Annotated in this window: 31 protein-coding genes and 1 pseudogene; 17 read left to right on the forward strand and 15 right to left on the reverse strand. The window is 70.5% G+C overall.

Features of this window, described 5'->3' with window-relative positions:
* Positions 1 to 4: 4 nt before the first annotated feature.
* The gene (locus QFZ50_RS14255) at positions 5 to 688 is read right to left on the reverse strand and encodes an LmeA family phospholipid-binding protein (protein WP_307085242.1); all 684 of its coding nucleotides are present in this window, start codon (positions 686 to 688) and stop codon (positions 5 to 7) included.
* 172 nt (positions 689 to 860) lie between these two features.
* Here QFZ50_RS14255 and QFZ50_RS14260 point away from each other — a divergent pair, with 172 nt between their 5' ends.
* Positions 861 to 2,048, forward strand: coding sequence for a glycosyltransferase (locus tag QFZ50_RS14260; RefSeq protein ID WP_307085244.1), 1,188 nt, complete (start codon positions 861 to 863; stop codon positions 2,046 to 2,048).
* Positions 2,049 to 2,073: 25 nt separating this feature from the next.
* On the opposite strand, the gene paaK is transcribed toward QFZ50_RS14260, so the two are convergent.
* The 4 genes from paaK to QFZ50_RS14280 all read right to left on the reverse strand — a co-directional run bounded on the left by paaK (position 2,074) and on the right by QFZ50_RS14280 (position 7,262).
* Positions 2,074 to 3,405, reverse strand: a complete 1,332-nt coding sequence (paaK, locus tag QFZ50_RS14265) for a phenylacetate--CoA ligase PaaK (protein WP_307085246.1) — start codon at positions 3,403 to 3,405, stop codon at positions 2,074 to 2,076.
* 52 nt (positions 3,406 to 3,457) lie between these two features.
* Positions 3,458 to 4,174: an IclR family transcriptional regulator gene (locus QFZ50_RS14270; protein WP_307085248.1), complete on the reverse strand. Its 717-nt coding sequence runs from the start codon at positions 4,172 to 4,174 to the stop codon at positions 3,458 to 3,460.
* 1 nt (position 4,175) lies between these two features.
* A complete protein-coding gene (locus tag QFZ50_RS14275) occupies positions 4,176 to 6,089 on the reverse strand; it encodes an FAD-binding monooxygenase (protein WP_307085250.1) in 1,914 nt (637 codons plus the stop codon).
* Positions 6,090 to 6,311: 222 nt separating this feature from the next.
* Positions 6,312 to 7,262 carry a helix-turn-helix transcriptional regulator gene (locus QFZ50_RS14280; RefSeq protein ID WP_307085251.1) on the reverse strand — a complete coding sequence of 317 codons (951 nt, stop codon included), beginning with the start codon at positions 7,260 to 7,262 and terminating at the stop codon, positions 6,312 to 6,314.
* Positions 7,263 to 7,368: 106 nt separating this feature from the next.
* Here QFZ50_RS14280 and QFZ50_RS14285 point away from each other — a divergent pair, with 106 nt between their 5' ends.
* Both QFZ50_RS14285 and QFZ50_RS14290 read left to right on the forward strand, forming a co-directional pair.
* On the forward strand, positions 7,369 to 7,839 hold the full coding sequence (locus QFZ50_RS14285) for a VOC family protein (protein ID WP_307085254.1): 471 nt from the start codon (positions 7,369 to 7,371) through the stop codon (positions 7,837 to 7,839).
* 62 nt (positions 7,840 to 7,901) lie between these two features.
* Positions 7,902 to 8,282, forward strand: coding sequence for a nuclear transport factor 2 family protein (locus QFZ50_RS14290; RefSeq protein WP_307085256.1), 381 nt, complete (start codon positions 7,902 to 7,904; stop codon positions 8,280 to 8,282).
* A 107-nt stretch (positions 8,283 to 8,389) separates the two neighbouring features.
* Here the strand turns inward: QFZ50_RS14290 and QFZ50_RS18255 are convergent.
* A pseudogene (locus QFZ50_RS18255) lies at positions 8,390 to 8,725 on the reverse strand (DUF488 family protein); the annotation flags it as partial.
* Between the two features lie 27 nt (positions 8,726 to 8,752).
* On the reverse strand, positions 8,753 to 9,214 hold the full coding sequence (locus tag QFZ50_RS14300; RefSeq protein ID WP_307085260.1) for a GreA/GreB family elongation factor: 462 nt from the start codon (positions 9,212 to 9,214) through the stop codon (positions 8,753 to 8,755).
* Here QFZ50_RS14300 and QFZ50_RS14305 point away from each other — a divergent pair.
* The gene (locus QFZ50_RS14305) at positions 9,206 to 9,547 is read left to right on the forward strand and encodes a hypothetical protein (protein WP_307085262.1); all 342 of its coding nucleotides are present in this window, start codon (positions 9,206 to 9,208) and stop codon (positions 9,545 to 9,547) included. The two genes, QFZ50_RS14300 and QFZ50_RS14305, sit on opposite strands and share 9 nt — an antisense overlap.
* Positions 9,548 to 9,823: 276 nt before the next feature.
* The gene (locus QFZ50_RS14310) at positions 9,824 to 10,111 is read left to right on the forward strand and encodes a hypothetical protein (RefSeq protein ID WP_307085263.1); all 288 of its coding nucleotides are present in this window, start codon (positions 9,824 to 9,826) and stop codon (positions 10,109 to 10,111) included.
* A gap of 63 nt (positions 10,112 to 10,174) precedes the next feature.
* Here the strand turns inward: QFZ50_RS14310 and QFZ50_RS14315 are convergent, their stop codons facing one another.
* The gene (locus QFZ50_RS14315) at positions 10,175 to 10,636 is read right to left on the reverse strand and encodes a MarR family winged helix-turn-helix transcriptional regulator (protein ID WP_307085265.1); all 462 of its coding nucleotides are present in this window, start codon (positions 10,634 to 10,636) and stop codon (positions 10,175 to 10,177) included.
* 54 nt (positions 10,637 to 10,690) lie between these two features.
* On the opposite strand from QFZ50_RS14315, the gene QFZ50_RS14320 reads away from it, so the two are divergent.
* From QFZ50_RS14320 to QFZ50_RS14365, 10 genes are all read left to right on the forward strand, one after another.
* Complete coding sequence (locus QFZ50_RS14320) at positions 10,691 to 11,434, forward strand: hypothetical protein (RefSeq protein ID WP_307085267.1); 744 nt, start codon at positions 10,691 to 10,693, stop codon at positions 11,432 to 11,434.
* Between the two features lie 33 nt (positions 11,435 to 11,467).
* Positions 11,468 to 12,037, forward strand: a complete 570-nt coding sequence (locus QFZ50_RS14325) for a DapH/DapD/GlmU-related protein (RefSeq protein WP_307085269.1) — start codon at positions 11,468 to 11,470, stop codon at positions 12,035 to 12,037.
* 103 nt (positions 12,038 to 12,140) lie between these two features.
* On the forward strand, positions 12,141 to 13,607 hold the full coding sequence (locus QFZ50_RS14330; RefSeq protein ID WP_307085272.1) for a fumarylacetoacetate hydrolase family protein: 1,467 nt from the start codon (positions 12,141 to 12,143) through the stop codon (positions 13,605 to 13,607).
* Positions 13,600 to 14,289 carry a GntR family transcriptional regulator gene (locus QFZ50_RS14335; protein ID WP_307085274.1) on the forward strand — a complete coding sequence of 230 codons (690 nt, stop codon included), beginning with the start codon at positions 13,600 to 13,602 and terminating at the stop codon, positions 14,287 to 14,289. The genes QFZ50_RS14330 and QFZ50_RS14335 overlap by 8 nt, the downstream gene beginning before the upstream one ends.
* A gap of 55 nt (positions 14,290 to 14,344) precedes the next feature.
* The gene (hpaE, locus tag QFZ50_RS14340; protein ID WP_307085276.1) at positions 14,345 to 15,883 is read left to right on the forward strand and encodes a 5-carboxymethyl-2-hydroxymuconate semialdehyde dehydrogenase; all 1,539 of its coding nucleotides are present in this window, start codon (positions 14,345 to 14,347) and stop codon (positions 15,881 to 15,883) included.
* A 33-nt stretch (positions 15,884 to 15,916) separates the two neighbouring features.
* Positions 15,917 to 16,996 carry a 3,4-dihydroxyphenylacetate 2,3-dioxygenase gene (gene hpaD, locus QFZ50_RS14345; protein ID WP_307085279.1) on the forward strand — a complete coding sequence of 360 codons (1,080 nt, stop codon included), beginning with the start codon at positions 15,917 to 15,919 and terminating at the stop codon, positions 16,994 to 16,996.
* A gap of 2 nt (positions 16,997 to 16,998) precedes the next feature.
* On the forward strand, positions 16,999 to 17,784 hold the full coding sequence (gene hpaH / locus QFZ50_RS14350; RefSeq protein WP_307085281.1) for a 2-oxo-hept-4-ene-1,7-dioate hydratase: 786 nt from the start codon (positions 16,999 to 17,001) through the stop codon (positions 17,782 to 17,784).
* The gene (locus tag QFZ50_RS14355) at positions 17,769 to 18,572 is read left to right on the forward strand and encodes an HpcH/HpaI aldolase family protein (protein WP_307085283.1); all 804 of its coding nucleotides are present in this window, start codon (positions 17,769 to 17,771) and stop codon (positions 18,570 to 18,572) included. The genes hpaH and QFZ50_RS14355 overlap by 16 nt, the downstream gene beginning before the upstream one ends.
* A gap of 76 nt (positions 18,573 to 18,648) precedes the next feature.
* Entirely contained in the window at positions 18,649 to 19,263 is a 615-nt protein-coding gene (locus tag QFZ50_RS14360; protein WP_307085285.1) for a ClpP family protease, read from the forward strand.
* Entirely contained in the window at positions 19,260 to 19,871 is a 612-nt protein-coding gene (locus tag QFZ50_RS14365) for a ClpP family protease (protein WP_307085286.1), read from the forward strand. The genes QFZ50_RS14360 and QFZ50_RS14365 overlap by 4 nt, the downstream gene beginning before the upstream one ends.
* Before the next feature lie 6 nt (positions 19,872 to 19,877).
* Here QFZ50_RS14365 and QFZ50_RS14370 read toward each other — a convergent pair whose 3' ends face one another.
* From QFZ50_RS14370 to QFZ50_RS14390, 5 genes are all read right to left on the reverse strand, one after another.
* Positions 19,878 to 20,261 (reverse strand): helix-turn-helix domain-containing protein, encoded by a 384-nt coding sequence (locus QFZ50_RS14370; protein ID WP_307085288.1) that lies wholly within the window; start codon positions 20,259 to 20,261, stop codon positions 19,878 to 19,880.
* A 63-nt stretch (positions 20,262 to 20,324) separates the two neighbouring features.
* Positions 20,325 to 21,086, reverse strand: a complete 762-nt coding sequence (locus QFZ50_RS14375) for an ABC transporter permease (RefSeq protein ID WP_307085289.1) — start codon at positions 21,084 to 21,086, stop codon at positions 20,325 to 20,327.
* On the reverse strand, positions 21,083 to 21,886 hold the full coding sequence (locus QFZ50_RS14380) for an ABC transporter ATP-binding protein (RefSeq protein ID WP_307085290.1): 804 nt from the start codon (positions 21,884 to 21,886) through the stop codon (positions 21,083 to 21,085). Before QFZ50_RS14380 ends, QFZ50_RS14375 begins: the two co-directional genes overlap by 4 nt.
* A complete protein-coding gene (locus tag QFZ50_RS14385) occupies positions 21,883 to 22,242 on the reverse strand; it encodes a DUF1048 domain-containing protein (RefSeq protein WP_307086830.1) in 360 nt (119 codons plus the stop codon). The genes QFZ50_RS14380 and QFZ50_RS14385 overlap by 4 nt, the downstream gene beginning before the upstream one ends.
* Before the next feature lie 2 nt (positions 22,243 to 22,244).
* Positions 22,245 to 22,574 (reverse strand): PadR family transcriptional regulator, encoded by a 330-nt coding sequence (locus tag QFZ50_RS14390; RefSeq protein ID WP_104050354.1) that lies wholly within the window; start codon positions 22,572 to 22,574, stop codon positions 22,245 to 22,247.
* Between the two features lie 153 nt (positions 22,575 to 22,727).
* On the opposite strand from QFZ50_RS14390, the gene QFZ50_RS14395 reads away from it, so the two are divergent.
* On the forward strand, positions 22,728 to 23,165 hold the full coding sequence (locus QFZ50_RS14395; protein ID WP_307085293.1) for a VOC family protein: 438 nt from the start codon (positions 22,728 to 22,730) through the stop codon (positions 23,163 to 23,165).
* 73 nt (positions 23,166 to 23,238) lie between these two features.
* Entirely contained in the window at positions 23,239 to 23,655 is a 417-nt protein-coding gene (locus QFZ50_RS14400; RefSeq protein ID WP_307085294.1) for a hypothetical protein, read from the forward strand.
* Between the two features lie 28 nt (positions 23,656 to 23,683).
* On the opposite strand, the gene QFZ50_RS14405 is transcribed toward QFZ50_RS14400, so the two are convergent.
* Positions 23,684 to 24,010 carry an L-rhamnose mutarotase gene (locus tag QFZ50_RS14405; protein WP_307086832.1) on the reverse strand — a complete coding sequence of 109 codons (327 nt, stop codon included), beginning with the start codon at positions 24,008 to 24,010 and terminating at the stop codon, positions 23,684 to 23,686.
* Between the two features lie 1,620 nt (positions 24,011 to 25,630).
* Positions 25,631 to 26,695, reverse strand: a complete 1,065-nt coding sequence (rhaS, locus tag QFZ50_RS14415; protein WP_307085296.1) for a rhamnose ABC transporter substrate-binding protein — start codon at positions 26,693 to 26,695, stop codon at positions 25,631 to 25,633.
* Positions 26,696 to 26,711 lie beyond the last annotated feature (16 nt).

The raw sequence follows: 26,711 nt of genomic DNA on the forward strand, positions 1-26,711 counted from the left end.
CGGGTCAGGGCAGGAGCCTGACGTCGTCGCCGCGGAGGTCGGCCCGGAAACCGTCGCCCTGCACGGTGACGTCCTGGAGCACGAGGCCGTCGGGCAGCCCTTCGATCTCGTGCTCGATGGTCACGAGGCTCCGCACGAGCGCGGCGGTGGCCCCGGAGAGGAAGCCCGGCCCGCCGAAGTCGATCGACCGCGGCTCCATCACGAGCCGGCCGCCCTCGACCTCGACCGTGCCCGTGGCGGTGACGCGCACCTCGCGCCCCAGGGCGTCCACGGTACGGACCACTGTGGCCTGGCCGTCGTCGGCGGGGCGGACCTCCGTCCCGCCACCGAGCTCGTCGGCCACGACATCGAACGGCACGGTTACCGCCACTGCGAGCCGGGCCGCGACCAGCCCCTCCGGTCCCGTGACCACGTCCTCTCCGACCGCCCGGACGTCGCGGAGGGTCGAGCCGGCGGACACCACCGTCCCGGCGTCCAGCGTCAGGTCGCCCAGCCACACCTCGCCCTCGCGCAGATCGGCGGGAGCCTCCGTGCCCGGGTCCGCGCCTCCCGGACCGGACGGCGTCGGCCCTGCCCCGCTGCCGGCCGGATCGCTCACCACCCACCAGAGGATCACCACCGCGACCACCAGGAGGACGATCATCCCCAGGGCACCGATCAGCCGGTCCTTCGCGCGCGTCCACTCCATCAGGCCAGTCTGATGGCTCGCCGCCTCCGGGCGGCGCTCCGACACCGGGACCGCCGGCCGCACCTCCGCCGTCCGCCGCCGCCCGGCACCTCTGGCCACCGCTGCCCCCGGCGGCTATCCTCGGTTCCCTCGGGCCGCAGCGTGCCGGTGCGACCGCCGACGAGGGAGCGCCATGAGGATGCTGCTGGTGACCGCGGGGTCCCGCGGGGACGTCGAACCGTTCGCGGTCCTCGCGCGGCGGATCCAGGGTGCGGGCCACGCGGTACGCCTGGCTCTCCCGGACAACTCGGGCGTGGATGTCACCGGCCTCGATGTCACAGCCCTCGGGGTCGACTACTCGACGCTGATCCAGCAGCAGGGCGTCTCCTTCGCCGCGGTCCTCCGTTCCTACCGGACGGTCGTGCGCCCGGCGATGCACGAGGTCCTGATCGGCTCGGTGAGGGCCGCGCTGGACTACGCGCCGGACGTGCTCGTCGCCCATCCGAAGATCCTGTCGGCCCCACTGATCGCGGACGGTCTCGGTATCCCCTTCGTGTGGGTCGAAATGGTACCGGCGGTGACGCCGACAGCGGAGTTCCCGGCAGCGGGGACCGTCACCCGGAACCTCGGCCCGTTCAACCGGCTCACCTACGGGGCCGCGGCCGGCGGAGCCGCCATGTTCCGGCAGGACCTGAAGGAGGCGGCGAGGCTGGTCGGCGCGCAGGGTGCCGCTCCTCGGGCCTCGGCGACGCTGATGCCCATCAGCCCGGCGATCCTGCAGCGTCCCGCGGACTGGCCGCCGACCGTCCACCTCACCGGTCCGTGGCGCGGCGGAGCGCCGGAACCCGTACCCCGCGAGGTGTCGGACTTCATCGCGGAGGGCGACTTCGTGTACGCGGGATTCGGCTCCATGGTGGCGGGGGATCCCGTGGCCCGCGCACGGGAGGTGATCCGTGGCATCCGCGCGACCGGAGCCCGCGCGCTGGTGGCGACCGGCCTCGGCGGACTGTCGGTCCCGTCCGACGTCACCGGTACCGACGCCCTGGTCACGAGGTCGGTCGCGCACGACGTCGTCCTGCCCCGGGCGGCAGCGGCGGTCCACCACGGAGGGATCGGGACCGTCCAGGCGGCGACGGCCGCCGGCACCGTGTCGGTCGTGGTGCCGTTCATCGCCGATCAGCCCTTCTGGGGATCACGCCTGAACGCACGCGGCCTCGGCCCGGCCCCGATCAGGCGACGCGCACTGACCTCGGCCCGCCTGGCGGCAGCCCTGTCCCGCGTCGACCAGTACCGTCCAGCCGTGCGCGACGCGGCACGTTCCATGGCGGCCGAGGACGGGCCCGCCGCCGCGCTGGCCGTCCTGGAGACCGTGGGCCGGTGAGCCGCCACGCGGCCGGTCCACCGGCTCAGCCGCGGGGCCTGAGGTCGTAGATCCGCCTGAGCTTCCCGCTGGAGCGCACCAGTGAGCCCTGCTCGACGACCGCGACGGCGCACGTCGAGCCGATGTGGGTCTTGATCTGGTGCCGGAGCTCCTCCGCGGCCGCCTTCGCGTCGACGACGCTGACGCCCTCGCGCGGCTCCACCCGGATGGTCAGCTGGTCCATCCGCTGCCCTTCCGGGCGGGTGATCTCGAGCTGGAAGTGCGGGCTCAGCGCCGGGATGCGCAGAGCGAGCTCCTCCACCTGCGTGGGGAAGAGATTCACGCCGCGCACGATCACCATGTCGTCGCTGCGCCCGGTGATGCGCTCCATCCGACGCATGCCCGGCCGGGCGGTACCGGGCAGCAGGCGCGTGAGGTCGTGCGTCCGGTACCGGATGATGGGCAGCGCCTCCTTCGTCAGCGACGTGAAGACGAGCTCACCAGCAGCGCCGTCGTCGAGCACCTTCTCCGTGAACGGGTCGATGACCTCCGGGCGGAAGTGGTCCTCCCACACGTGCGAGCCGTCCTTGGACTCCACGCACTCGCCCGCGACGCCCGGGCCCATGACCTCGGACAGCCCGTAGATGTCGCAGGCATCGAAGCCCATGCGCCCCTCGAGTTCCTGCCGCATGCCCTCCGTCCACGGCTCGGCGCCGAGCACCCCGGTCTTCAGCGACGTCGACGACGGGTCGATCCCGGCCGCGGCCATGGTGTCGAGGATGGTCAGCAGGTACGTGGGCGTGGCGAGGATGGCATCGGGCTCGAAGTCGCGGATGAGCTGCACCTGCCGCTCGGTCTGCCCGCCGGAGATCGGGATCACGGTACAGCCGAGCCGCTCCGCGCCCGCGTGGGCGCCGAGGCCGCCCGTGAACAGGCCGTACCCGTAGGCGTTGTGGACCTTCCAGCCGGCCTTCACCCCCGAGGCGCGCAGGGAGCGGGCCACGAGGGACGCCCACCGGTCCAGGTCGCCCGCGGTGTAGCCGACGACGGTGGGCTGGCCCGTGGTGCCGGACGACGCATGGACGCGCGCCACCTGCGACTGCGGCACCGCGAACATCCCGAACGGGTAGGTGCTGCGCAGGTCCTCCTTGGTGGTGAAGGGGAACTTCGCGAGGTCCGCCAGCTCCCGGAGGTCGTCCGGGTGCACGCCGGCGTCGTCGAACTTCCGCCGGTACAGGGGGACGTTCGCGTAGGCGTGCCCGAGCGTCGCCTTCAACCGCTCCAGCTGCACCGACTCGAGGTGGTCACGCGACCACGTCTCCTCCACATCGAGGGTGGCGGGGTCCGCGGCTGAGGCCCGGAGGGGAACGGTGGTCATGGCTGCTCCTTCGCAGGGTGGATCTGGGGACGGGGAACGCGCGGGGTGGCCATCAGAGGACGGAGCCGACGGCGCGGGCCGCCTCGGCCACGCGGGCACCGATCTCCTCGACGCGCCGGTCGCTGCGCAGGTAGACGACGGCGAGCGCGGCAGGGAGCTGCCCGCGCAGGAGGATGGGGGCGGCCACGGAGCTGACGCCCGGGATGACCTCGTCGCAGCTCACCGCGTAGCCTGCGGCGGCTGCATTCCTGGATTCCTCCCGGTAGGGCTCACCCGGTGCGAGGCGCTCCCAGCGCGCCTCGGTCAGGGCCGACTGGATGGCGATCCCCGGCGCTCCGGCGTCGAACGGGTGGCGGGAGCCCGGCCGCTGCACCAGCGTCCCCTCGCCGTGCGGGGGCTCGACGGCGACGAGGGTGACGCAGTGGCGCCGGTCCCAGACGGCGATGAAGGACGTCATCTGCAGCTCCGCCGCGACCGCCGTGAGTTCCGGCAGGGCCGCGGTCTGCAGCCTGGGTGCCACTCCCCGGGCCAGACTCGCGAGGCCCGGGCCGGGCTGGAACCGGCCGCCCGCGTCCCGGACCACCAGCGAATGCTCCTCGAGCGTCCGCAGGATCCGGTAGGCGATGGATCGATGGACGCCCAGCACCTCGGCGATCTCCGCCGTCGTCCGCCCCTCCGGGGTCTCGGCGAGGATCTCCAGGGTTCGGAGCCCGCGTGAGAGCGTCTGGGAGGCAGGCGCCGCCGTCGTCGTCCCGTCCGCCGTGCGCATGTCAGGCGAAGGCCCGGCCCGCGGGCCGCTCGGACCTGCTGAGGAGGGGCGCGAAGAAGCCGGCGAGGCCCGCGGTGTCCGCCAGGGGCAGCACGTGCGCCACGTACTGGTCGGGACGGACGACGACGACGGCTCCGGTGCGGTCGATGCCGCGGAGGGCGAAGATGTCGGCGGAGGGGTCCGCGGCGTACACCTTCTCGTAGTCGGTGAGCCCGAAGGGTCCCGTGGCGGGCTTGAACTCCGGCGGGACGCCCCCGATGTCCACCCGGGTGTGGTCCTGCTGGTAGATCACCTTGACGTCGAACCACGCGTCGCGGTCCGCTCCCTCCGGCGTCGCGGCGAGGGGCGAGTCCGGCGCGTTCCCGATCCACGCGGCGAAGTCCGCCACCTTCGAGGCCGCTCCCGGCTCCGCAGGGTCGGCGAAGACGTAGATGCGCCAGCGTCCGTCGGCCGTGGCGTGGTGGCCCAGGTGCATCGGGATGCCGTCGCAGACCCGGACCACGGGGGCGGACTTGAAGCGCTTGCCGATCGGGAAGCCTGCGGCGAGGTCCTGGTGCGTGGGTGCGGCGACGAGCAGGGAGGGCGCGTACTGGGTGCGGAAGCCCGCGGGGAACTCGGCCGTGCTGACGTAGAAGTCCTCGAGTTCCGACGGGTCGGCGAAGTCCTCGGGCTTCTTGGCCATGAGGGTGGACCACTGCCGGTCGAACTCGATGAGGTCCTTCGCGACGACCTGGCGTTCGGCGGAGTAGGTGGCGAGCATCGCCTCGGGGCTGCGGCCCTCGAGGACGTGCCCGAGCTTCCAGCCGAGGTTGAAGCCGTCCTGCATGGAGACGTTCATGCCCTGGCCGGCCTTGGCGCTGTGCGTGTGGCAGGCGTCGCCGGTGATGAACACGCGGGGCGTGCGGGTTCCCACGTCCTCGGGCAGGACGTCGTCGAACCGGTCGGTGAGGCGGTGCCCCACCTCGTACACGCTGTGCCAGGGGACGTTCCGCACGTCCAGGGTGTAGGGACTGAGGATCTCGTTGGCCTTCGCGATGATCTGCTCGATCGTGGTGCTGCGGGCCGCCCCCTTGGTGGCGGGGTCCACCTCGCCGAGGTCCACGTACATGCGGAACAGGTGCCCGCCCTCGCGCGGGATCAGCAGGATGCTGCCGCCGGCCCCGGACTGGATGGCGCACTTGCGGCGGATGTCGGGGAAGTCGGTGACCGCCAGGGTGTCCATGACACCCCAGGCGTGGTTCGCCTGGTCCCCGGCCAGGGTGCAGCCGATCGCCTGGCGGACCCTGCTGCGGGCGCCGTCCGCGCCCACCACGTACTTCGCCCGCACCGTCCGCTGCTCACCCTCGTGCCGGCCCGCGGTGTGGACGAGGGTGACAGCGACCGGGTACTCGTGGTCGTCGTCGACCGCCAGGCCCGCGAACTCGTAGCCGTAGTCGGGCTCCATGCGGGTGGGTGAGTTCTTCATGAACTCGGCGAAGTAGTCCAGGACGCGGGCCTGGTTGACGATCAGGTGCGGGAACTCGCTGATACCGGTCGGATCGTCCTCGGGCCGGGCGGTGCGGACGATGCGCGAGGGATCTGCTGGGTCGGGCTTCCAGAAGGCCATCTCGGAGATCCGGTAGGCCTCCTCGGTGATGCGCTGGGCGAACCCGAAGGCCTGGAACGTCTCGACGCTGCGGGCCTGGATGCCGTCGGCCTGGCCGATCGCGAGCCGGCCCGGCCGGCGCTCCACGATCCGCGTGGTGATGCCCGGGAATTGCGAGAGCTGCGCGGCGGTGATCATGCCCGCCGGTCCGGTGCCGATGATCAGGACGTCGACCTCGTCGGGGAGCTCCTGCGCCCGGTCCACGCCGACACCGGCGGCGGGCTGGATCCGGGGATCACCCGAGACGTAACCGTGGTGGTGGAATTGCACGGGCTGTCCTCACTTCGTCGTGGTTGTGCCGCTGCTGCGTTCGATAATCGAACGGCTCGTTCTACTATCGTGACGCTGATGCTAGCCGGGGGCGGGGCGGGACTCAAGGCCGGAGTCCGGACCCTGCGGCGACCGTCGTCGATCCGCGCCCGGAGGCGGAGCAGCGTGACGAGGGCCCGGACGGGAGGGCGACCGGCTGCGGGACGGTCCCGGCCGGCCCCGTCAGGTCCTGGTGGCCGCGTCGATACGACTCGCCAGGACCCGGGCGGCGGTTACGAGGGCTTCCGGCCCGAGAATCGTGAACGGGGCGTCGAACCGTGCGAGGGATGCGAGGACGCCGGTCCAGGACCAGGACCCGACGGTGAGACGGCAGGAGCCCTCGGTGAGCTCCTCGGCGGTGTCGGTGCCGAGGAACGGCAGGAGGTCCTCGAGCGGCAGGTCGATGACGGCTTCTCCGGTGCACGGCCAGCGGTCCTCCGTGCCGGAACCCTTGAACCGGGCAGCCAGGAAGGTGCCGGCATCAGGCGCCGGGAGGTCGCGGGGCAGGAACACGGCCCCGGCCGGGGAGCGCGGTGACATCCGGTCGAGGCGGTAGATCCGCCAGTCGTCGCGGTCGAGGTCCCAGCCGATGAGGTACCAGCGGCCCGCGCGGGCGACGATCGCGTGTGGCTGGCTGCGCCGCGGCGCCTCGTCCCGGCGGTAGTCGAAGCGCAGCGTCCTCCGGTTCCGGACGGCGGCGCTGACTGTCTCCAGGACGGCAGGATCGACGCGCGTCGCAGCGCCGTCCTGCCCGGCCGCCGCGAAACGGATCCCGTCGACGCGGTGCCGCAGCCGTGAGGGCATCACCTGCCGCACGGTCGCCAGGGCCCGCTCCGCCGCCTCGTCGATCGCCACTCCGGACGCCGGCGCTCCCTGGAGGGCGACGGCGACCGCGATGGCCTGGTCGTCGTCGAACAGCAGCGGGGGCAGCTCGGAACCGGCCGCCATCCGGTAGCCTCCGTCGGGGCCCTTGACGGCACGGATCGCGTAGCCGAGCTCCCTCAACCTGTCGACGTCCCGGCGGACCGTGCGTGGCGTGACCCCCAGCCGCTCGGCCAGGACCCCGCCCGGCCAGTCCCGTTGGGTCTGCAGGATCGAGAGCAGTGCGAGCATCCGCGAAGAACTTCCCGTCATGCCCCCAGTATCGCGGGAGTAGAGGACCGATTCTGACCTCTACCTCCGCCATGGTGGAGGCGGGACGGCGTTTCCGTCCGTCAGACACCAGGGAAGAGGACACCACATGAGCATCACGACCACCACCCACCTGAATTTCCGCGGCACCGCGCACCAGGCTCTCGACTTCTACCGGACGGTCTTCGGTGGCCTCGTCACCGTGGCGACCTACGCCGACCTCGGGATGCCGAAGGATGCACCCGGAGCAGGGAAGGTCGTCTTCGGGCAACTCGAGAACGAGGAGGGGTTCCGTCTCATGGCCTATGACGTCCCCGGGTACGACGACGCGGCGGGCACCCCGTCGACGGCGGGGACCACCCGCCGCGAGAACGGGACCACCCTCACCGACCGCACCTTCTTCCAGTCGGTGCGGGCCGGGACCCTCGAGGAGATCGGCGGTTACTGGGACGGCCTTGCCGACGGCGGGACCGTCATCGAGCCCCTCGCCGCATCGGCATGGACGCCCGGCTTCGGGATGCTCACCGACCGCTTCGGCGTCACGTGGGTCCTCGACGTGACGCCCACCTACGGCGGCTGACCGCGGCACCGCCCGGTCGAGGGGTCTGGACGGAAGCGCTTGCGGGGGATCAGGATCGGCGTATGGCTCTCTCGCCGCAGGACACCGTTCTCGAATTCGTGCGCGCCTTCCAGGAGCAGGACGAGGCTCTCGCGCTGTCGCTGATGGCGCGGGAGTTCACGTTCACCAGTCCGCAGGACGACCATCTGGGCCGGGACGCCTGGCTGCGGCAGTGCTTCCCCTCGGCCGGTCATTTCGACGCACCGGCGACGACCCTGCAGCTCGTCGAGGTGGGCGGTGTCGTGCTGCACCGGTACGAGTACACGGTCGCCGGGCGCGCCTACCGCAACGTGGAAGCGACGCGCGTGGAGGACGGGCTCGTGCGCGAGGTCGAGGTGTACTTCGGCGGAGCCGTGCAGGCAGCCCGTACTGCGGCCTCCGCCGACGGCGACGCCGGCCCCTGAGGAGCCGGCCACTGAGAAACCACGATGATGCCGTTCCGCGCCAGCTCCTGCTCGAGCAGGAGCCGATGGCAGCGGCAGCGTCGCTCCGCGCACATGAGTGCGACCCGGGCCGACAGAGTTTCCCTGATCACAGCGGACAGGCCCGCACGGAAGGGACCGGACCGCAAGTGGGCCTCATAGCCGCCCGGGCGCCTGGGGCTGGGACGGAGGTCCGTGTCCGGCCCTTCACGGTCCCGGGATCCGCTGAGGACTTCGATGCGGCGGTAGCGGATCCCGTGACCGGCAAGCCCGACGGCCAACGCCTGCGGAGCGAACTGCGGTCGGGACGGCAGGTCGAAGAAGGTGCGGACATCGACGACGACGGAGACGTCCAGCGACGCCACGAGACGGAAGAAGCCCTCCGCATCCTGGCGCCCGTGGCCGATTCCGACGACCTGACCCACCCTGGTTCCCTCCCGCCTCGTTGATGCTCAGCCCGTCAGACCTGCGCGCGGCGGGTGGGAGCCCGAGCCCCGGTAGGGTCGGGCGGAGATGATGGAGACGGAGATGGTGCTGCCGCCCGGGGCGGTGTAGGAGGTCTCGTCACCCGGCTTCAGGCCCCGGATAGCGACCCCCAAGGGGCTCCGCTCACTGAAGACCTCGAGGTTGCCGTCACCGAAGATCTCCCTGCTGCCCATCAGGAAGCACTGCGGGCGACCGTCGATGCTCGCTTCGATGAGCATCCCGGGCTCCACGATCCCGTCGTCGGCCGGTGAGTGCAGGCGCACGTCCTTCAGGATCGCCATCAACTGCCGGATACGGGTTTCGACGGCGAGCCTGTCGGCGATCTCCTGCTCCGTGCCCCGGGCCGCCAGGAGCTCGCCCAGTTCCTTCTCCAGGCGGGCGTGGGCGTCGGGCGTGAGCCACGTGACGGGCGTCATCGGATGCAGCATTTCTACTCCTCAAACAGAGATGACCGCTTCCGGCGGGAAGCGATCGGGGACCTTTTTCAGGAAGATATAAGTTCCGAGCATAGCCCGTATTGCTTTTTAAGCAATTCCACCGTGGCCGCGCTCGGCGGGGTGACGAACTGGATTAAATATTCTAAGTGGGTATGGTGTTGGGTATCGGAGTGGAAGGTGGTGATCCCATTGTCAGGAAAGTCCCCCAGAAGCGCTGGGGCGAAAAAGCAGGGAAAGTCGATCCTGCAAAAGCGCGCCGACAAGAAGGCGAAGGCTGAGTCCAGCGAACTGCTGTTCGTGAAGCCCCGCAAGAACCAGAGGTAGTGCCGCCGCACCGGCCATCGGCCGGAGGCGACAGCCCTGAAGGCCTTTCGCATCAAGCATCGACGATGCCCACCGCCGCCGGTGGAGGGGGCCTGGCACCCGTGGCCGGCTGCTGTACGTCACCCGCAGTGCAGCATCCGGCCATGGGCATGCCTCGCCCCGCGGTGCGGAAATCCACTCGCCGGCAGCGGGGCGGAGAAGCCGGACCTGCGCGTCCGTCAGGAGTTCGATATGCATTCGACAGGGACCCCCCGGAAAAACTGGAGGGAGACTCGCGTGACCGACCGTACGAGCCCGGTCGAGAAGAATCGGGCTTTCGCGCGGTTCGTGATTTCCTGGGTAATCACAGCATTGTGGATGGGCTGCATTTTCCTGCGTGCCGAATTCATTTTCAGCGGTTCCCTCTATTACTTGAATTTCGGTGTCACGTGCGCGCTTTTCGCCGTCATGTTCGGCTACCTCGGCCGCTACGTCGAGTTCCACGACGAGCAGACCGTGGGACCTCCCATAGCGCCGCATCCCGATGAGGTCGACGCCGTCGGACGGCACGGCGCGGATACATAGGGCAGGGCTGCTTCGGGCCCGGCACTGCATGGACCTTGCCGTCGGGGCGCAGCCGCACCCGGATCAGCGGGGGGTTGTCTGGCGATGCACCTCGCGGTCGAGGTGCCGGGCCTCGGCGATCGCTTCGAGGTACCCGGCGAGCCGGTCGAGATCGCCCTCGGGAAGCATCGCGGTGAAGGCCTTCTCATGGGCCTCGGCAACGGGGCGGAGCCGTGCGAGGAGCTCCTCACCCCCAGGGGTGAGCGTGAGCTCGTGGGTGCGGCGGTCCGTGACGCTGCGGCGCCGCTCGAGGTGCCCGCCCGCCTCGAGCCGGTCGAGGACGGCGACCACACGGCTGGGGCCGACGCCGAGGTGCTCGCTGGCCGCCTTCTGGCTGATCCCGGGATGACGCCCCACCAGGCGGAGCAATCCGGCTTCGGACGCGGTGATGCCCAGCTGTTCGACCGCCCGGTCGAACGCCGACGACGCGTCCGCGCCGATCTGGGCAAGAAGGAACGCGACGCGTCGCTGGGGATGACCACTCACGGAAGCAATAGTAGTCCACTCGACAAATAGTTCACCGAGAGTATCATAAGCGCCATGAATGGTAATCCGGCCCCGGCGGGAACCCGCCCCACTGGAAGCTCCCCGCGGGTACACGGCCCGCATCCGGGCATCCTCGCCCTGGTGTCCCTCGGCCTTCTCGTCGGCAGCCTGCTCGCGTTGGCCGCACTGTCCGGCGGTGGCGGGATCCGCTCGCCGCTGGGGGACACCGAGGACGTCACGGCCGTCTTCGCCGAGCACGGTCTCGCGGTGCGGGTCGCCGCCATGCTGCAGCTGGGCTCGGCGATCCCGCTCGGCATCCACGCCGCCACGATGTACGCGCGTCAGCAACGCCTCGGCATCCGCGTCCCCGGACCGACCATCGCCCTGTTCGGAGGCACGGCGGCGGCCATCCTCCTCACCGTGTCCGCGGCCATCACCTGGACCCAGGCCCAGCCGGCCGTCAGCGCGCAGCCGGAACTCACGCACGCCCTGGCCTACCTGGCTTTCGCCGTCGGCGGGTTCGCGCACGTGCTGGGGCTCGGGCTGCTCGTTGCCGGCATCGCCGTACCCGCACTGATCCTCCGCCTCATCCCCGCACCTCTCGCGTGGATCGGGCTGGTGATCGCCGTCGCGGCCGAGCTCAGCTTCCTCGGCATGGTCATCGAACCACTGCAGGTCCTCATCCCGATCGGCCGTTTCGGCTCGTTGCTCTGGCTCGTCGTCGCCGGTTTCCTCTTCCCCACGGCCCGCCCCGCCAGGGCAGGACGGGCACGACCCGGCGAGAGGCGCGTAGATTGACAGGACGGGACCGGCGCCCGCGAGGGAGGAACCATGGAACTGGACGAACTGCTGCACGCCCTGACCGCTGGTGGGACGATCACCGCGGGCTCGCCGCTGCACGTGGTGATGCATACCGCCAGCCAGGAGGCACTGCGCCTCACGGGCGAACTCAACAGCGGCTACCAGGAACCGGCGCGCGTCCGGCAGCTGCTGTCCCAGCTGACGGGGAAGCCGATCGATCCGACGGTGACGGTCTTCCCACCGTTCCATTCCGACTTCGGGAAGAACATCACGTTCGGGAAGCGGATCTTCATCAACGCGGGCTGCACCTTCCAGGACCAGGGCGGGGTGGTCATCGGAGACGACACCCTGATCGGCCACAACACCGTGCTGGCGACCCTGAACCACGACCTCTCCCCCAGCAGGCGCGCGGACATGCATCCGGCACCCATCACCATCGGCCGCAACGTCTGGATCGGGTCGAATGCGACCATCCTGCCCGGCGTGACGATCGGCGACAACGCCGTGGTGGCGGCCGCCGCCGTCGTGACGAAGGACGTGCCGGCGGACGCCGTCGTCGTGGGCTCGCCGGCACGGGTGGTCCGCAGCGTCACCGAGTAGGACCAGCACCGGCCCCTGCCTGCCCGGGCGCCCGCCCTTGACGCACCCTCCACGCCCTGCCTACGCTTCGTATACGATTTTCGTACTCAATGAGGAGCCGCGGGTGGAACAGGTTGACGATCAGCTTCTGGCGGCTGCCCGCAAGGTCATCGCGGTGCACATCAACTACCCCAGCCGCGCCGCCCAGCGGGGTCGCACCCCCGAGCAGCCCTCCTACTTCCTCAAGCCGTCGTCGTCCCTCGCCCTGTCCGGCTCCGCCGTCGAGCGCCCTGCCGGCTGCGAGCTGCTCGGCTTCGAGGGCGAGATCGCGCTCGTCATCGGCACGGCTGCCCGCAGGGTCTCCCCCGCCGACGCCTGGGCCCACGTCGCCTGGATCACCGCCAGCAACGACCTCGGCGTCTACGACCTGCGCTACGCCGACAAGGGCTCCAACCTGCGCGCCAAGGGCGGCGACGGCTTCACCCCGGTGGGCCCGGGCCTCCTGCCCGCGGACGCCGTCGACCCCGGCGACCTCACCATCCGCACCTGGCACAACGGTGCCCTCGTCCAGGACGACACCACCGCCGACCTCCTCTTCCCGTTCGCGCGGCTCATCGCCGACCTGTCGCAGCTCCTGACCCTCGAACCCGGCGACATCATCCTCACCGGCACGCCGGCCGGAGCCTCCGTCGCCGCCCCCGGCGACCTCCTCGAGATCGAGGTGCTCGCGGGTGACCTCTCCACGGGACGCCTCACCACCCGCGTGAGCGAGGGCACGACGCCGCTCGCGGACTTCGGCGCCCGGCCCCGGGCGGACGACGTCCAGCGCGAGGAGGCCTACGGTTCGCGCGAAGCGGCCGGACTCCCCGCAGCCGAGCAGATGCACGTCCTGACCACCGAGTTGAAGGCCAGGCTCCAGAGCGTCTCTACCGCCACGCTCTCCTCCCAGCTGCGCAAGCGCGGACTGAACAACGTCAGCATCGACGGACTCACCTCCACCCGGCCGGGGCAGCGGGTCGTCGGCCTCGCCCGGACGCTGCGCTACGTGCCTAACCGCGAGGACCTGTTCAAGGAGCACGGCGGCGGGTTCAACGCCCAGAAGAGGGCGATCGACACCGTGAACGAGGGCGAGATCCTCGTCATGGAGGCCCGCGGCGAGAAGGGCACCGGCACCATCGGGGACATCCTCGCCCTCCGGGCCCAGGTGCGCGGTGCCGCGGCGATCATCACCGACGGTGGCGTCCGGGACTTCGCGACGGTGGCCGCGATGGACATGCCCACCTTCTACGCCAACCCGCACCCCGCCGTGCTCGGTCGGCGCCACATCCCGTGGGACACCGATGTGACCATCGCCTGCGGCGGGACGACCGTCCAGCCCGGCGACATCATCGTCGCGGACGCCGATGGCATCCTCGTGATCCCGCCCGCACTCGCCGTCGAGCTCGCCGAGGACTCGGTCGCGCAGGAGCGTGAGGAGACGTTCATAGCGGAGATGGTCCGGCAGGGGCACGGCGTCGACGGCCTGTACCCGCTGAATGCCGCCTGGCGTGCACGGTACGAGGAATGGCAGGCGGGGCAGTCCGATGACTGAGGTGGCCGGGACCTCCCGGGACCTCACGGCGGAGGGCAGCAAGTCGCAGCAGGCGTACACCGCCGTGACGGCGCGGATCGTCGACGGCACCTACCCGCCCGGGCACCGCCTCGTCCTCGCGGCGATCGCGCAGGACCTCGGCGTGAGCGTGGTGCCCGTCCGGGAGGCGATCCGCCGCCTCGAGGCGGAGGGCCTGGTGACCTTCCAGCGGAACGTGGGAGCCACGGTCGCGGGGATCGACCCCACCGAGTACCTGTACACGATGCAGACCCTGAGCCTCGTCGAGGGCGCCGCGACAGCCCTGTCCGCCCCGCTCGTCGACGCCGGGGACATCGCCCGCGCCCGCGCCGTGAACGAGGAGATGCGGGCCTGCCTGGAGCACTTCGATCCCGTGCGGTTCACGCGGCTCAACCAGGACTTCCATGCCATCCTCTTCGAGCACTGCCCGAATCCGCACATCCTGGATCTCGTGCACCGCGGCTGGAACCGCCTCGCATCGCTGCGGTCCTCGACCTTCCGCTTCGTCCCCGGCCGCGCCCACGACTCCGTGGAGGAACACGAGGGCCTGCTCCGCCTCATCGAGCAGGAGGCCGACGCCGAGGCGATCGAGCGCGCGGCCCGCGCCCACCGCGGCGCCACCCTCGACGCGTACCTGGCACACGCCCAGGACACCCGTCCATGACACCTTCTGCGAGCACGCCCATGACCCCGTCCAGAACCACCGTGAGGACCCACCGATGACGACGACCGGCACCGCGACCGAGCAGTACATCCCCGAGGGGCTGCCCTCCTCCATCCAGCACTACATCGGCGGGCGTTTCGTCGACTCGGTGGACGGCGCCACGTTCGACGTGCTCGACCCCGTGTCCAACACCCCCTACGCCACCGCGGCGGCCGGGCAGCAGGAGGACATCGACCTCGCGGTCGCAGCCGCCCGGGAGGCCTTCACCAACGGGCCGTGGCCCCGCATGAAACCCCGCGAACGGGCACGGGTCCTGAACCGGATCGCCGACGCCGTCGAGGCGCAGGAGGAGCGGCTCGCCGAACTCGAGACCTTCGACACCGGCCTGCCCATCACCCAGGCCAAGGGCCAGGCGCTGCGGGCGGCCGAGAACTTCCGCTTCTTCGCGGACCTCATCGTGGCCCAGTTCGACGACGCCATGAAGGTGCCCGGCTCCCAGATCAACTACGTGAACCGGAAGCCGATCGGCGTCGCCGGGCTCATCACCCCGTGGAACACGCCCTTCATGCTGGAGTCCTGGAAGCTCGCGCCCGCGCTGGCCACGGGCAACACCGTCGTCCTGAAACCCGCCGAGTTCACCCCCCTCTCCGCCTCGCTCTGGGCGCAGATCTTCAAGGACGCGGGCCTGCCCGACGGCGTGTTCAACCTCGTCAACGGGCTCGGCGAGGAGGCCGGTGACGCCCTGGTGAAGCACCCGGACGTCCCGCTGATCTCCTTCACCGGCGAGACCACCACGGGCCAGACGATCTTCCGGAACGCCGCGGCCCACCTCAAGGGCCTCTCGATGGAGCTCGGCGGCAAATCCCCCTGCGTCGTCTTCGCGGACGCGGACATCGACGCCGCGATCGATTCGGCCCTCTTCGGGGTGTTCTCCCTCAACGGGGAACGCTGCACCGCGGGCTCACGCATCCTCGTCGAACGCCCGGTCTACGACGCGTTCTGCGAGCAGTACGCGGCACGGGCGAAGACCATCGTCGTCGGCGACCCGCACGACCCGAGGACCGAGGTGGGCGCCCTGGTGCACCCGGAGCACTTCGAGAAGGTGGCCTCCTACGTGGAGATCGGGAAGACGGAAGGCCGCCTCCTGGCCGGCGGCGGCCGTCCCGAGCACCTCCCGCACGGCAACTACATCGCCCCGACGGTCTTCGCGGACGTGGCCCCCGACGCGCGGATCTTCCAGGAGGAGATCTTCGGCCCCGTCGTCGCCATCACCCCCTTCGACACCGACGACGAGGCCCTGGCACTGGCGAACAACACGCGCTACGGGCTCGCGGCCTACGTCTGGACGAAGGACCTCACCCGCGCCCACATCTTCGCGCAGAGCGTCGAGGCCGGGATGGTGTGGCTCAACAGCCACAACGTCCGCGACCTGCGCACACCGTTCGGCGGCGTCAAGGCCTCCGGACTCGGCCACGAGGGCGGCTACCGCTCCATCGACTTCTACACGGACCAGCAGGCCGTGCACATCACGCTCGGCACCGTCCACACCCCGAAGTTCGGCAGCATCGACGCCTCCGCCGCCAACGAAGGCTGATCCGCCCTTCCGCTCACAGGAGAGAAGACCGCTATGACTGATTTCGTCCCCACCCCCACCCTGCCCGCTCCCGACATCGTGCGCTGCGCGTACATGGAGATCGTGGTGACCGATCTGGCCCGCTCCCGCGCGTTCTATGTCGACGTCCTCGGCCTGCACGTGACCGAGGAGGACGACGAGGCCATCTACCTGCGGTCCCTGGAGGAGTTCATCCACCACAACCTCGTGCTGCGGAAGGGACCGGTCGCCGCCGTCGCGGCGTTCGCGTACCGCGTGAAGTCACCGGCCGAGGTCGACGCCGCCGAGGCCTACTACAGGGAACTGGGCTGCCGCACCGAACGCCGTGCCAACGGTTTCACGAAGGGTGTCGGGGATTCCGTCCGGGTCGAGGATCCGCTGGGCTTCCCGTACGAGTTCTTCTACGACGTCGAGCACGTCGAGCGCCTCACGCAGCGCTACGATCTCTACTCGGCCGGTGAGCTGGTGCGGCTGGACCACTTCAACCAGGTCACACCGGACGTGCCCCGGGGACGGGCGTACCTGGAGGATCTCGGCTTCCGCGTCTCGGAGGACATCCAGGACGCCGAGGGCGTGACCTACGCGGTGTGGATGCACCGCAAGCAGACCGTGCACGACACCGCCCTGACCGGCGGCAACGGTCCCCGCATGCACCACGTGGCGTTCGCGACCCACGAGAAGCACAACATCATCCAGATCTGCGACAAGATGGGCGCCCTGCGGATCAGCGACCGCATCGAGCGCGGCCCCGGACGCCACGGCGTGTCCAACGCCTTCTACCTCTACATCCTGGACCCCGACGGCCACCGCATCGAGATCTACTGCCAGGACTACTACACGGGCGATCCCGACAACCCGACCATCACGTGGGACGTGCACGACAACCAGCGCCGCGACTGGTGGGGCAACCCCGTCGTACCGTCCTGGTACACCGAGGCCTCCCTCGTGCTGGACCTGGACGGCAACCCGCAACCCGTCACGGAACGCGAGGAGAAGAGCGAGATGGCCGTCACCGTCGGCGCCGACGGCTTCTCCTACACCCGCAGGGACGACGACGGCGTGGCCGAGGGCTTCAAACTCGGCGCGCAGCTGTAGCCATGCTGGACGACGCGACGATCGAGGCCATCGCCGACGAGCTGCTGGAGGCCGCCCGGACCAGGACGCCGGTGCCGCTGCTGACCGCGCGTTACCCGGGGATGACGGTGGAGGATTCCTACGCGGTCCAGCGGTTGTGGCGGCAGCGCAACGAGGACGCCGGCCGCACCCTCGTGGGCCGGAAGATCGGCCTCACCTCCCGGGCGATGCAGGCGGCGACGGGCATCACCGAACCCGACTACGGTGCGATCTTCAACGACATGGTCCTGGAGACCGGCTGCTCGGTGGCGTGGGACGCCTACACGCACCCGCGGGTCGAGGTGGAGCTCGCCTTCGTCCTCAAGGACGACCTCGCCGGGCCGGGCTGCACGATCTTCGACGTCCTCAACGCCACCGACTACGTGGTGCCGGCCCTGGAGATCCTGGACTCCCGGATCGAGATGGACGGCAGGACCATCGTGGACACCATCTCGGACAACGCTGCCATGGGCGCCATGGTCGTCGGCGGCAGGCCCGTGCGGCCCGACGCCGTGGACCTGCGCTGGGTGTCCGCGATCCTCTACAAGAACCAGGTCGTCGAGGAGACCGGGGTCGCCGCGGGGGTGCTGGATCATCCGGCGGCGGGCGTGCACTGGCTCGCCAACAAGATCGCCGCCCACGACGACACGCTCAGGGCCGGGGACATCATCCTCGCCGGATCCTTCACCCGACCCCTGTGGGTCTACGCAGGCGACACCGTGCACGCCGACTACGGGCCCCTGGGAGCCGTCACATGCCGCTTCGCCTAGCACCCACCTTCGCCCAGGCACTGGCAGGGGCCGACCGTCCGCTGGCCGGCATGTGGGTGTGCTCGGGCAGTCCGCTCGTCGCCGAGATCTGCGCCGGCGCAGGGCTGGACTGGCTGCTCATCGACGCCGAGCACAGCCCCAACGGCCTCGAATCGATCCTCGCCCAGCTCCAGGCGATCTCCGGCTACCCTGCCCAGGCCCTCGTCCGCCCGCCCGTCAACGACCCGGTGCTCATCAAGCAGTACCTCGACCTGGGCGTGCAGAACCTGCTCATCCCCATGGTCGACAGCGTCGCCGACGCGCGAGCCGCCGTCGCCGCGACCCGTTACCCGCCCGAGGGCGTCCGCGGCGTGGGGTCCGCGCTGGCTCGCGCCGCCCGCTGGAACCGGGTCCCCGACTACCTGGCCACGGCCGGCGCAACGGTCAGCGTCACCGTCCAGATCGAATCCACCACCGCCGTCGACGCCGTCGGGGACATCCTCGCGGTCGACGGCGTGGACGCCATCTTCGTCGGACCGTCGGACCTCGCCGCGTCGATGGGCCTGCTCGGCCGGCAGGAACACCCTCGGGTGCGCACAGCCGTGGAGCACTGCCTGGAAGCCGCAGCGACCGCCGGCAAACCCGCCGGCGTCAACGCCTTCACCCCCTCCACGGCCAGGAGCTACCTCGACTCCGGGGCGTCCTTCATCCTCGTCGGCGCCGACGTCGCCCTCCTGGCCCGCGGCTCCGAAGCGCTCGCCGCCGCCTTCATCCCGGCGGCCGACGACGGAACACCGGGGAGCTACTGACCTGCACTGCCGGCAGCAGATCTGCCGGCGGCAGCACGCCGTTGTCCCCCTACCGCACCGGGGCGAGGGTGGGGTCATGACCGACGAACGCAGACCCACATCCCTCGACGACACCCTCACCCAGCAGCTCATGAGCCACCGGATCCTCCTGCTCGGCACCGAACTGGACCAGGAGGGCGGCAACCGGCTGTGTACACAGCTGATGCTGCTCTCGGCCGAGGACCCGCAGCGCGACATCAGCCTGTGGATCAACTCCCCCGGCGGGTCGGTGCCCGCGATGCTCGCCATCCGCGACGTCATGCGTCTGATCCCGAACGACGTCTCCACCGTCGTCCTGGGCCTCGCCCTCAGCGCCGGGCAGTTCCTGCTCAGCGCCGGCACGCACGGCAAGCGGTTCGCGCTGCCCCACGCGCGCGTCCTGCTGCACCAGGGCTCCGGCGGGATCGGCGGCACCGCGATGGACATCGCCATCCAGGCGGAGGATCTCCGGCACACGCGCGACACCGTGCTGGGCCTCATCGCGGCGGACACCGGCCAGCCGGTCGCGCGTGTCACCGCCGACTCGCTGCGCGACCGCTGGTTCACGGCGGCCGAGGCACGGGAGTACGGCTTCGTGGACCGGATCATCGACCACCTCGACGACATCCGGCCGGGCCGGCGCCCCGCCGTCAGCCTGGGAGGCGTGCGATGAGCACCTACACCATCCCCTACGTCACGGTGCGGCACGGCAACGGCTCGCAGCAGACCCTCGACATCTACAGCAGCCTGCTCACGGAGCGCATCATCTACCTCGGCACGCCCCTCGACGACGGCGTGGCCAACGCCCTGATCGCGCAGTTGCTCCACCTGGAGTCCGCGAGCGCGTCGCTGCCGATCGACCTGTACATCAACTCGCCGGGCGGCTCGATCAGCGCGATGCTCGCCGTGTACGACGCGATGCAGTACGTCACTCCCCCGGTCCGCACCACGTGCATCGGCCAGGCGACCTTCACCGCGGCGGTCCTGCTCGCCGGCGGCGAGCGCGGGGCACGCTCCATCCTCCCGCGGGGACGCGTGGTGCTGCATCAACCGACGATCGACACGGGCAGGGGGACCATCCCCGACCTCATCCTCGAGGCCGACGAGGTGGAGCGGATCACGGCGCTCCTGGACGAGCTCCTCGCCCGGCACACGGGCAAGACCGTGGAGGACATCCGGCGGGACACCGACCGGAACCTCGTCCTCGACGCGCGGCAGGCGGTGGACTACGGGGTGGTCGACACCGTGGTCGAGTACCGGAAGACCGACCTGCCCGGGTAGGGATGCTCAGGCGGCGAGGTCCACCCGGGAGGTGCCGCCCCGCGCCATGCGGGCGGCGACGTGGGAGCTCAGCGTCCGCACCGTCACGCCGAGCGACCGGGCGATGGCCGCGAGGATCTCGGAGGAGGCGTCCTTGCGTCCGCGTTCGATCTCGGAGAGGTACTGCGGCGAGATGGCCGCACGGCCGGCGACGTCCGTGAGGCGCTCACCCCGGTCGAGGCGGAGGTCCCGCAGCACCTCGCCGTAGGCCTCGCGCAGCAGCGGTTCGCGGCTCCGGCCGGCATCCTCCGGGGTGCGCGGAGGGCCGGCGGCCCTGCGCTGCTCCCGCGGCGGGGCCTCCCGCCGTCGTGCGGTGGCCGGCTGGAGAGGAAAGTACAGAATCTCGCCCATGCAGCCTGACTGTAGCCCCGGCGGGGCCCGAACGGGGGCCGCTCTGCTCAGGGCAGAGCGGCCTCAGGCCGCCTTCCGCCGGTAGGTGATGATCGCGACGGCGTAGGCGGCCGTGAGGAGCACCCCACACCAGGCGAGCGCCGTCCAGATGTCGCCGTCGGCGGGCCGGCCCGCGAACAGGGCCCTGATCGAATCCACGATGGAGGTGACGGGCTGGTTCTCGGCGAACCACCGCACCGGGCCGGGCATGGTCTCCGTCGGGGCGAAGGCCGAGCTGATGAACGGGAGGAGGATCAGCGGGTAGGAGAACGCGCTCGCGCCGTCCACGGTCTTCGCGGACAGGCCCGCGATCACCGCCATCCAGGTCAGGGCCAGGGTGAAGAGCACGAGCATGCCGGCGACGCCGAGCCAGGCTCCGGGGCCCGCGGCCGTCCGGAAGCCCATGAGGAGGGCGACGCCGACCACGATCGCGAGCGAGACGAGATTCGCGACGACGGAGGTGAGCACGTGGGCCCACAGCATGCTGGACCGGGCGATCGGCATGGACTGGAAGCGCTCGAAGATGCCGCTCTGCAGATCCAGGAACAGCCGGTACGCGGTGTAGGCCACCCCGGAGGCGATCGTGATGAGCAGGATGCCCGGCAGCATGTAGTTCACGTAGGAGGAGGCACCGGTGTCGATCGCCCCGCCGAACACGACGACGAACAGGACCATGATGGCGACCGGCATCACCGCCGTCGTGACGATGGTGTCCACGCTGCGGGTGATGTGGCGCAGTGAACGTCCCGTGAGGGCAGCCGTGTCGCCGACGAAGTGGGTGCTCATCGGGATCCCTCCGGGGCGGTCGGCTCCGTCGCCGGCACGGCGGTGTCTCCGCCGATGATCGCGAGGAAGACGTCCTCGAGGGTCGGCTGCTTCTCGACGTACTCGACGCGGGCGGGGGGAAGAAGCTGCCTGAGGTCGGCCAGGGTGCCGTCGGCGATGATCCGGCCCTCGTGCAGGATGGCGATGCGGTCGGCGAGCTGCTCGGCCTCGTCGAGGTACTGCGTGGTGAGCAGCACGGTGGTGCCCTGTCCGGCGAGTTCCCGGACGGCCCGCCACACCTCGAGCCTCGCCTCGGGGTCGAGCCCGGTGGTCGGTTCGTCGAGGAAGATGACGGGTGGGCGGCCGATCAGGCTCATGGCGATGTCCAGGCGGCGCCGCATGCCGCCGGAGTAGGTCGCGGCCCTGCGCTCCGCGGCGTCGGTCAGCGCGAAGCGCCGCAGGAGGTCCTCGGCGATCCCACGCGGATCCTCGAGGTGCCGGAGCCTCGCGACGAGCGCGAGGTTCTCGCGTCCGCTGAGCACCTCGTCGACGGCGGCGAACTGTCCCGTGAGGCTGATGGATCCGCGGACGTCCGGCGCCTGCGTGGTGACATCGAACCCGTTGACGGTGGCCGTCCCGGCGTCCGCGGCGAGCAGGGTGGACAGGATCCTCACGACCGTCGTCTTGCCGGCGCCGTTCGAGCCGAGCAGCGCGAAGATGCTGCCGCGGGCCACCTCGAGATCGACGCCGCGCAGGACCCGCAGGTCCTTGTACGACTTCTCCAGCGCCGTCACCCGGATGACGGGAGCCCCGGTGGTCACCGCCGTTCCTCCGCCTCGGCGCGGTCGATCGCCGTGGCGAGCCTGTCCCGTTCCTTCCGGATCCAGCTCCCGCCGCCGTAGTTCTGCATGAACTCCTCGGCGAATTCCACGGGGTCGGCCCCGACGACGTCGCGGAGCGGGGTGCCCGCGGCGACGCTCTGCTCGAGCAGATCGGCGAGGTCGGTGACCATCGCGATGAGGCTGCTGCCGTCATTGCTCGGTCCGAGGTGGAGGAGGTAGCGCTCGAGCGCGAGGGCCGCCTCCCGGTAGCCGTCGGGCAGCTGCCGCACGCGCTCCCTGTACTCCCTGTACCGCTTCTTGTCGCCGAGGTCCCCGACGATCTTCTCGATCCACATGGTCACCGTCCTCCTTCTCGGAGCTGTTCGAGCCGTTCGGAGAGGAAGCTCCATGTCCTCCAGAACTCGTTGAGGTATTCCTGCCCCCGCGCGTTGAGGGTGTAGACCTTGCGCGGGGGGCCCTTCTCGGACGGGACCTTCTCGACATCGACGAGGCCGCGCTGCTCCGCGCGGATCAGGAGCGCGTAGATGGTGCCCTCCGCGATGTCCGTGAAGCCCTGGTCCCTCAGCCAGGCCGTGATCTCGTACCCGTAGGCCGCCCGTCCGGACAGGAGGGCGAGGACGATCCCCTCGAGGGTGCCCTTCAGCATCTCCGTCGCCTGCTTGCCCATGGCTCCTTCCCGTCTACTCTGTGTCGCTTGGTACCGGTACAAAGTAACACTGAGTAGCGGTAGCTAGCAAGAGGGAGTACCGATCTGCCGGGCGTCACTCGTCCGGCGCACGGGCGCCGGACGATCCTCGGGACGGGGAGTAACGTGTGCCGCATGCCCATCAGACTCGAGAACGTCGGAATCGCTGTCAGCGACCTCGAGGCGACCATCGCCTTCTTCACCGACCTCGGGCTCACCGTCCTCGGCCGCGACACGGTCAGCGGGGAGTGGACGGACACCGCCGTCGGCCTCGACGGGAACCACGCCAGGATCGCCATGCTGCAGACGCCGGACGGCAACGGTCGCCTCGAGCTCTTCGAGTACATCCATCCCGACGCGATCGAGACGGAACCCACCCTGCCCAACGAGATCGGCATGCACCGGGTCGCCTTCTCCGTGGACGACATCGACGAGGCACTGGAGATCGCCGCGCGGCACGGCTGCTATCCCCTGCGCGGCGTGGCGAGATACGGGGACGCCTACAGGCTCACCTACCTCCGCGGCCCCAGTGGTATCATCGTGATGCTCGCCGAGGAGCTCACCGGGAGCTGACGCCGACCGGGCTCCCGGACCGACCCGCGCCCCGGATCGCGTTCCGGCGTGGCGGGCGGGCTAGGATCCGAGCATGACGCGACGTCCTCTCCAGCCACCCGCCCGGCAGCGCCCGGCGGCCCTGGCGGCCGGCCTCCTCGCCATCGTCGGCGCGTTCCAGGCCGCACTCGCCCTCGGAGCACCCTGGGGAGAAGCCGCGTACGGCGGCGCGCACCGCGGTGTGCTGCCGCCGCGGTACCGTGCAGCGAGCGCTGTGGCCTCCGCGGTCTACGGCGCGCTCACCCTGATCACCCTGGGCAGGGGGCCGGGCGCGACGGCGCGACGCAGGATCCTCTCGGGGGGCTCGGCACTCATGCTGCTCGGCACCGTCATGAACCTCGCGTCGCGGTCCCGGCTCGAACGGACGATCTGGACGCCCGTGGCGGGCACGCTCGCCCTCACCCTGCTGCGCCTGGCGCGCGGCGTGCCGACGGGCGGCCGGCGCGGCTGAAGAAGCCGGCGGGCGGCGGCGTCCGGGCCTACAGCTGGTCCTCGAGGTGGAAGACCTCGTCGAGCCGGAGGAAGCCCTCGTCCGGCCGGCCTTCGAGCGCCACGAAGAACGGCGCCATCTCCGCCTGCCACCGCGCGTTGACGTCCGTATCGGCCATCGCGGCCTGGGACGCGGCGAAGTCCTCGCACTCCACGTACCCGATGAGCAGGCCGTCCGGTCGCAGGAACAGGGAGTAGTTGTTCCACCCGGTCTCCTTGAGCGCCCGCGCCATGTCGGGCCAGATGGCCGCATGGCGGTCGCGGTACTCAGGGATCAGTTCGGGCCGGACCTGCAGCTGGAAGCACACGCGTTCCATGGATCTCCGTTCGATGTCGGTAGGGACGCCGGCGGGCATGCCGGCAGGGAGGACTAGAGGGTCACGTGGCGGTGCTCGACGCCGAGCAGGGACCGCCGCAGCCTTCACATCGGCGGCGCGATGGCCCACGCAGAGCGCCCAGTGGTGGCCGATGCCCGTCCGGCTCCACTCGTCCACCCAGACGCCGGGGTCTCCCCCGAAGTCCACGCGTGACGTCGTGTTGCCGATCGCGAGCAGCGGCCCGGGCACGACGGTGCCCTCGGACGTGATGAAGACGTAGGAGCCGTCCGGGTCCTGGCCGATCCCGAAGGTGGTGACGGGCCCGTGGCGTACGTCGAACTCCACCGAGACGCCCCATCCGCGCTTGCCGTGGTAGACGCCGAGCCCGCGCAGCAGCGGGTCCGCGGCGCTCACGGCGAGGTGCGCCGGGCCGTCGTGGCCCATCTCCACCACGTTGTCGAGGAAGTTGAGCGCCTGGATCTCGGTGAAGGACCCGCCGGCGCCCATGGCCTGCGCGGCGAGCATCGCGATGGATGTGCGCAGTTCGTACTCGCCCGCCATGGGGACACCACGCGCGGTGAGGATCGAGGCGCCGAGGATCATGCCCGCGCCGAGGCGTTCGTGCTGCTCCCCCGCGAGCCCGCGGTGGTAGTAGGCGAGGGAGTCGAGGTCGAACTCGGTGACGAGCCGGTCGAGCCCCACGGAGACCTTCGCGCCCCAGGCGAAGTCGTCCTCGTTCACCGAGCGGTCCACGGTGAACAGGGTGCGGGCCAGTGCCACGCGGTCCCGGACCTGTTCGTCCGTCACCTCGCCGACGAACTCGCGCAGGTCGTCGAACTCGACCACCTCCACGTGCGAGCCGAACGTCGTGGAGACGGTGGTGAGGTCGGTCGAGACGTCGAGCATCCCCGGGTAGACATGCCCCATCAGCCCGTGCCGGGCGTGCCGCAGCCGGCCGCGCACGCCGGCCGCGTGGACCCACTGGTTGATGCGCCCCCAGGCGGATTCCTGCTCGAGGTGACCGGAGACCGAGCGGAACGGGACACCCGCGCGCCTGAACACGTTCGCGACCTCGGGCACGGGGCACTGGCCGCAGTACGCGAGCCACTTCCCGGTGTCGAAGTTCGCGTGGTCCATCGCCTCGGTGGGCTGGAGGTCGATGACGAGGACCGGGGTCTGCGAGCGTTGCGCGATCGGCAGGACCATCGAGGACGTCAGGTACGTGGTGAGGAAGATGACGATCAGGTCGCAGTCAGCACGCCGGAGCTCTTCGGCGGCCAGCGCCGCCTCCCGGGCGTCGGACACGAACCCGACGTCGGTCACGTCGGCGTCCAGCGCCTCGAACCGGGCCGTGACGTACCGCGCCGATTCCTGCAGCTGCGGCAGGAGATCGGGGAACTGCGGCCAGTACGCCCCGAGCCCTCCCGAGACGAGTCCGAGGCGTGTACGGCGACGGCGGATCGGTTCGAGCAGGCCGGACAGCGTGAGCGGTGCGACGGACGATGCCGGGGAGTCGGTGGTCATGGTGCTCCTGGGACGGTCGGCAGGCGGCGGGGGACGGACGGGACGAGCGGACAGGCGAAGGCGGGGCGCCCCTCAGGAGCGCCCCGCCCCGGACGACTAGAAGTCGTAGTCGTCGATGTTCTCCGTGGTGAACACGGTGGGCGGACCGACCAGCACGATCCCGCCCTCGGCGATCTCGCGCTCGCCGAGCTCGCCGGCCTCGAAGGTGTCGCCGACCTCGCCCGTGATCGAGCCGTCAGCCAGTGCCTTGCCCGCGAAGGCCGCCACGTAGCCGAGCTGTGCGGGGTCCCAGAGAGCGAACTCCTTGACGGTGCCGTCCTTCACGAACGGCCGCATCTCGTTGGGCAGCCCGAGCCCGGTCAGCGCCACCTTGCCCTTGTACTCGGACGTGGAGAGGTAGCGGGCCGTCGCGGCGATGCCGACCGTGGTGGGCGAGATGATGCCCTTCAGGTTCGGGTAGGCCTGCAGCAGGCCCTGGGCCTCCTGGAAGGACTTGGTGTCGTCGTCGTCGCCGTAGACCTTCGCCACGAGCTTGATCTTCGCGTACTCGGGGTTGGCGGCGAGCTCCTCCTCCATGAACTTGATCCACTCGTTCTGGTTGGTGGCGTTGGCGGTGGCGGAGAGGATCGCCACCTCACCCTCGCCGCCGATCTGCTTCGAGATGAGCTCGAGCTGGATCAGGGCGACGTCCTTGGCGTTGACCTGGCTGACGAAGAGGTCGCGGTAGTCCGGGTTGGTGTCGGAGTCGAACGCGACGATCTTGGCACCCGCGGTGCGGGCCTCCTCGAGCGCGGGGCCGACGGCGTCGGGGTCGTTGGCGGCGATCACGATCACGTTGGTGCCGCGCTGCGTCTCCGCGTTGATGAAGGACACCTGGCTGGACGCACTGGCGTCGAGCGGGCCGACCACCTCGGAGGAGGCGAAACCGGCTTCCGAGGCGCCGTCCTCGCCGCCACCCAGCACCACGTCGGTGTAGGGGTTGTTGAGCTGCTTGGGGATGAACGTGATCGTCTGCTCCCCGTCGGACCCGCTGCCGCCTTCGGCGCCGCCACCCTCGGTGGCCGCACCGCCACCGCAGGCACTGAGGACCAGCGCGGCGCTCGTCGCGAGAGCCGCGAACGCCGCCCGGCGCCGGGTGGATCCGGAATGAATAAACCTCATTGTTTTTCCTTTCGAA

Source organism: Arthrobacter agilis (assembly GCF_030816075.1).
In the GTDB taxonomy this organism is placed as follows: domain Bacteria; phylum Actinomycetota; class Actinomycetes; order Actinomycetales; family Micrococcaceae; genus Arthrobacter_D; species Arthrobacter_D agilis_E.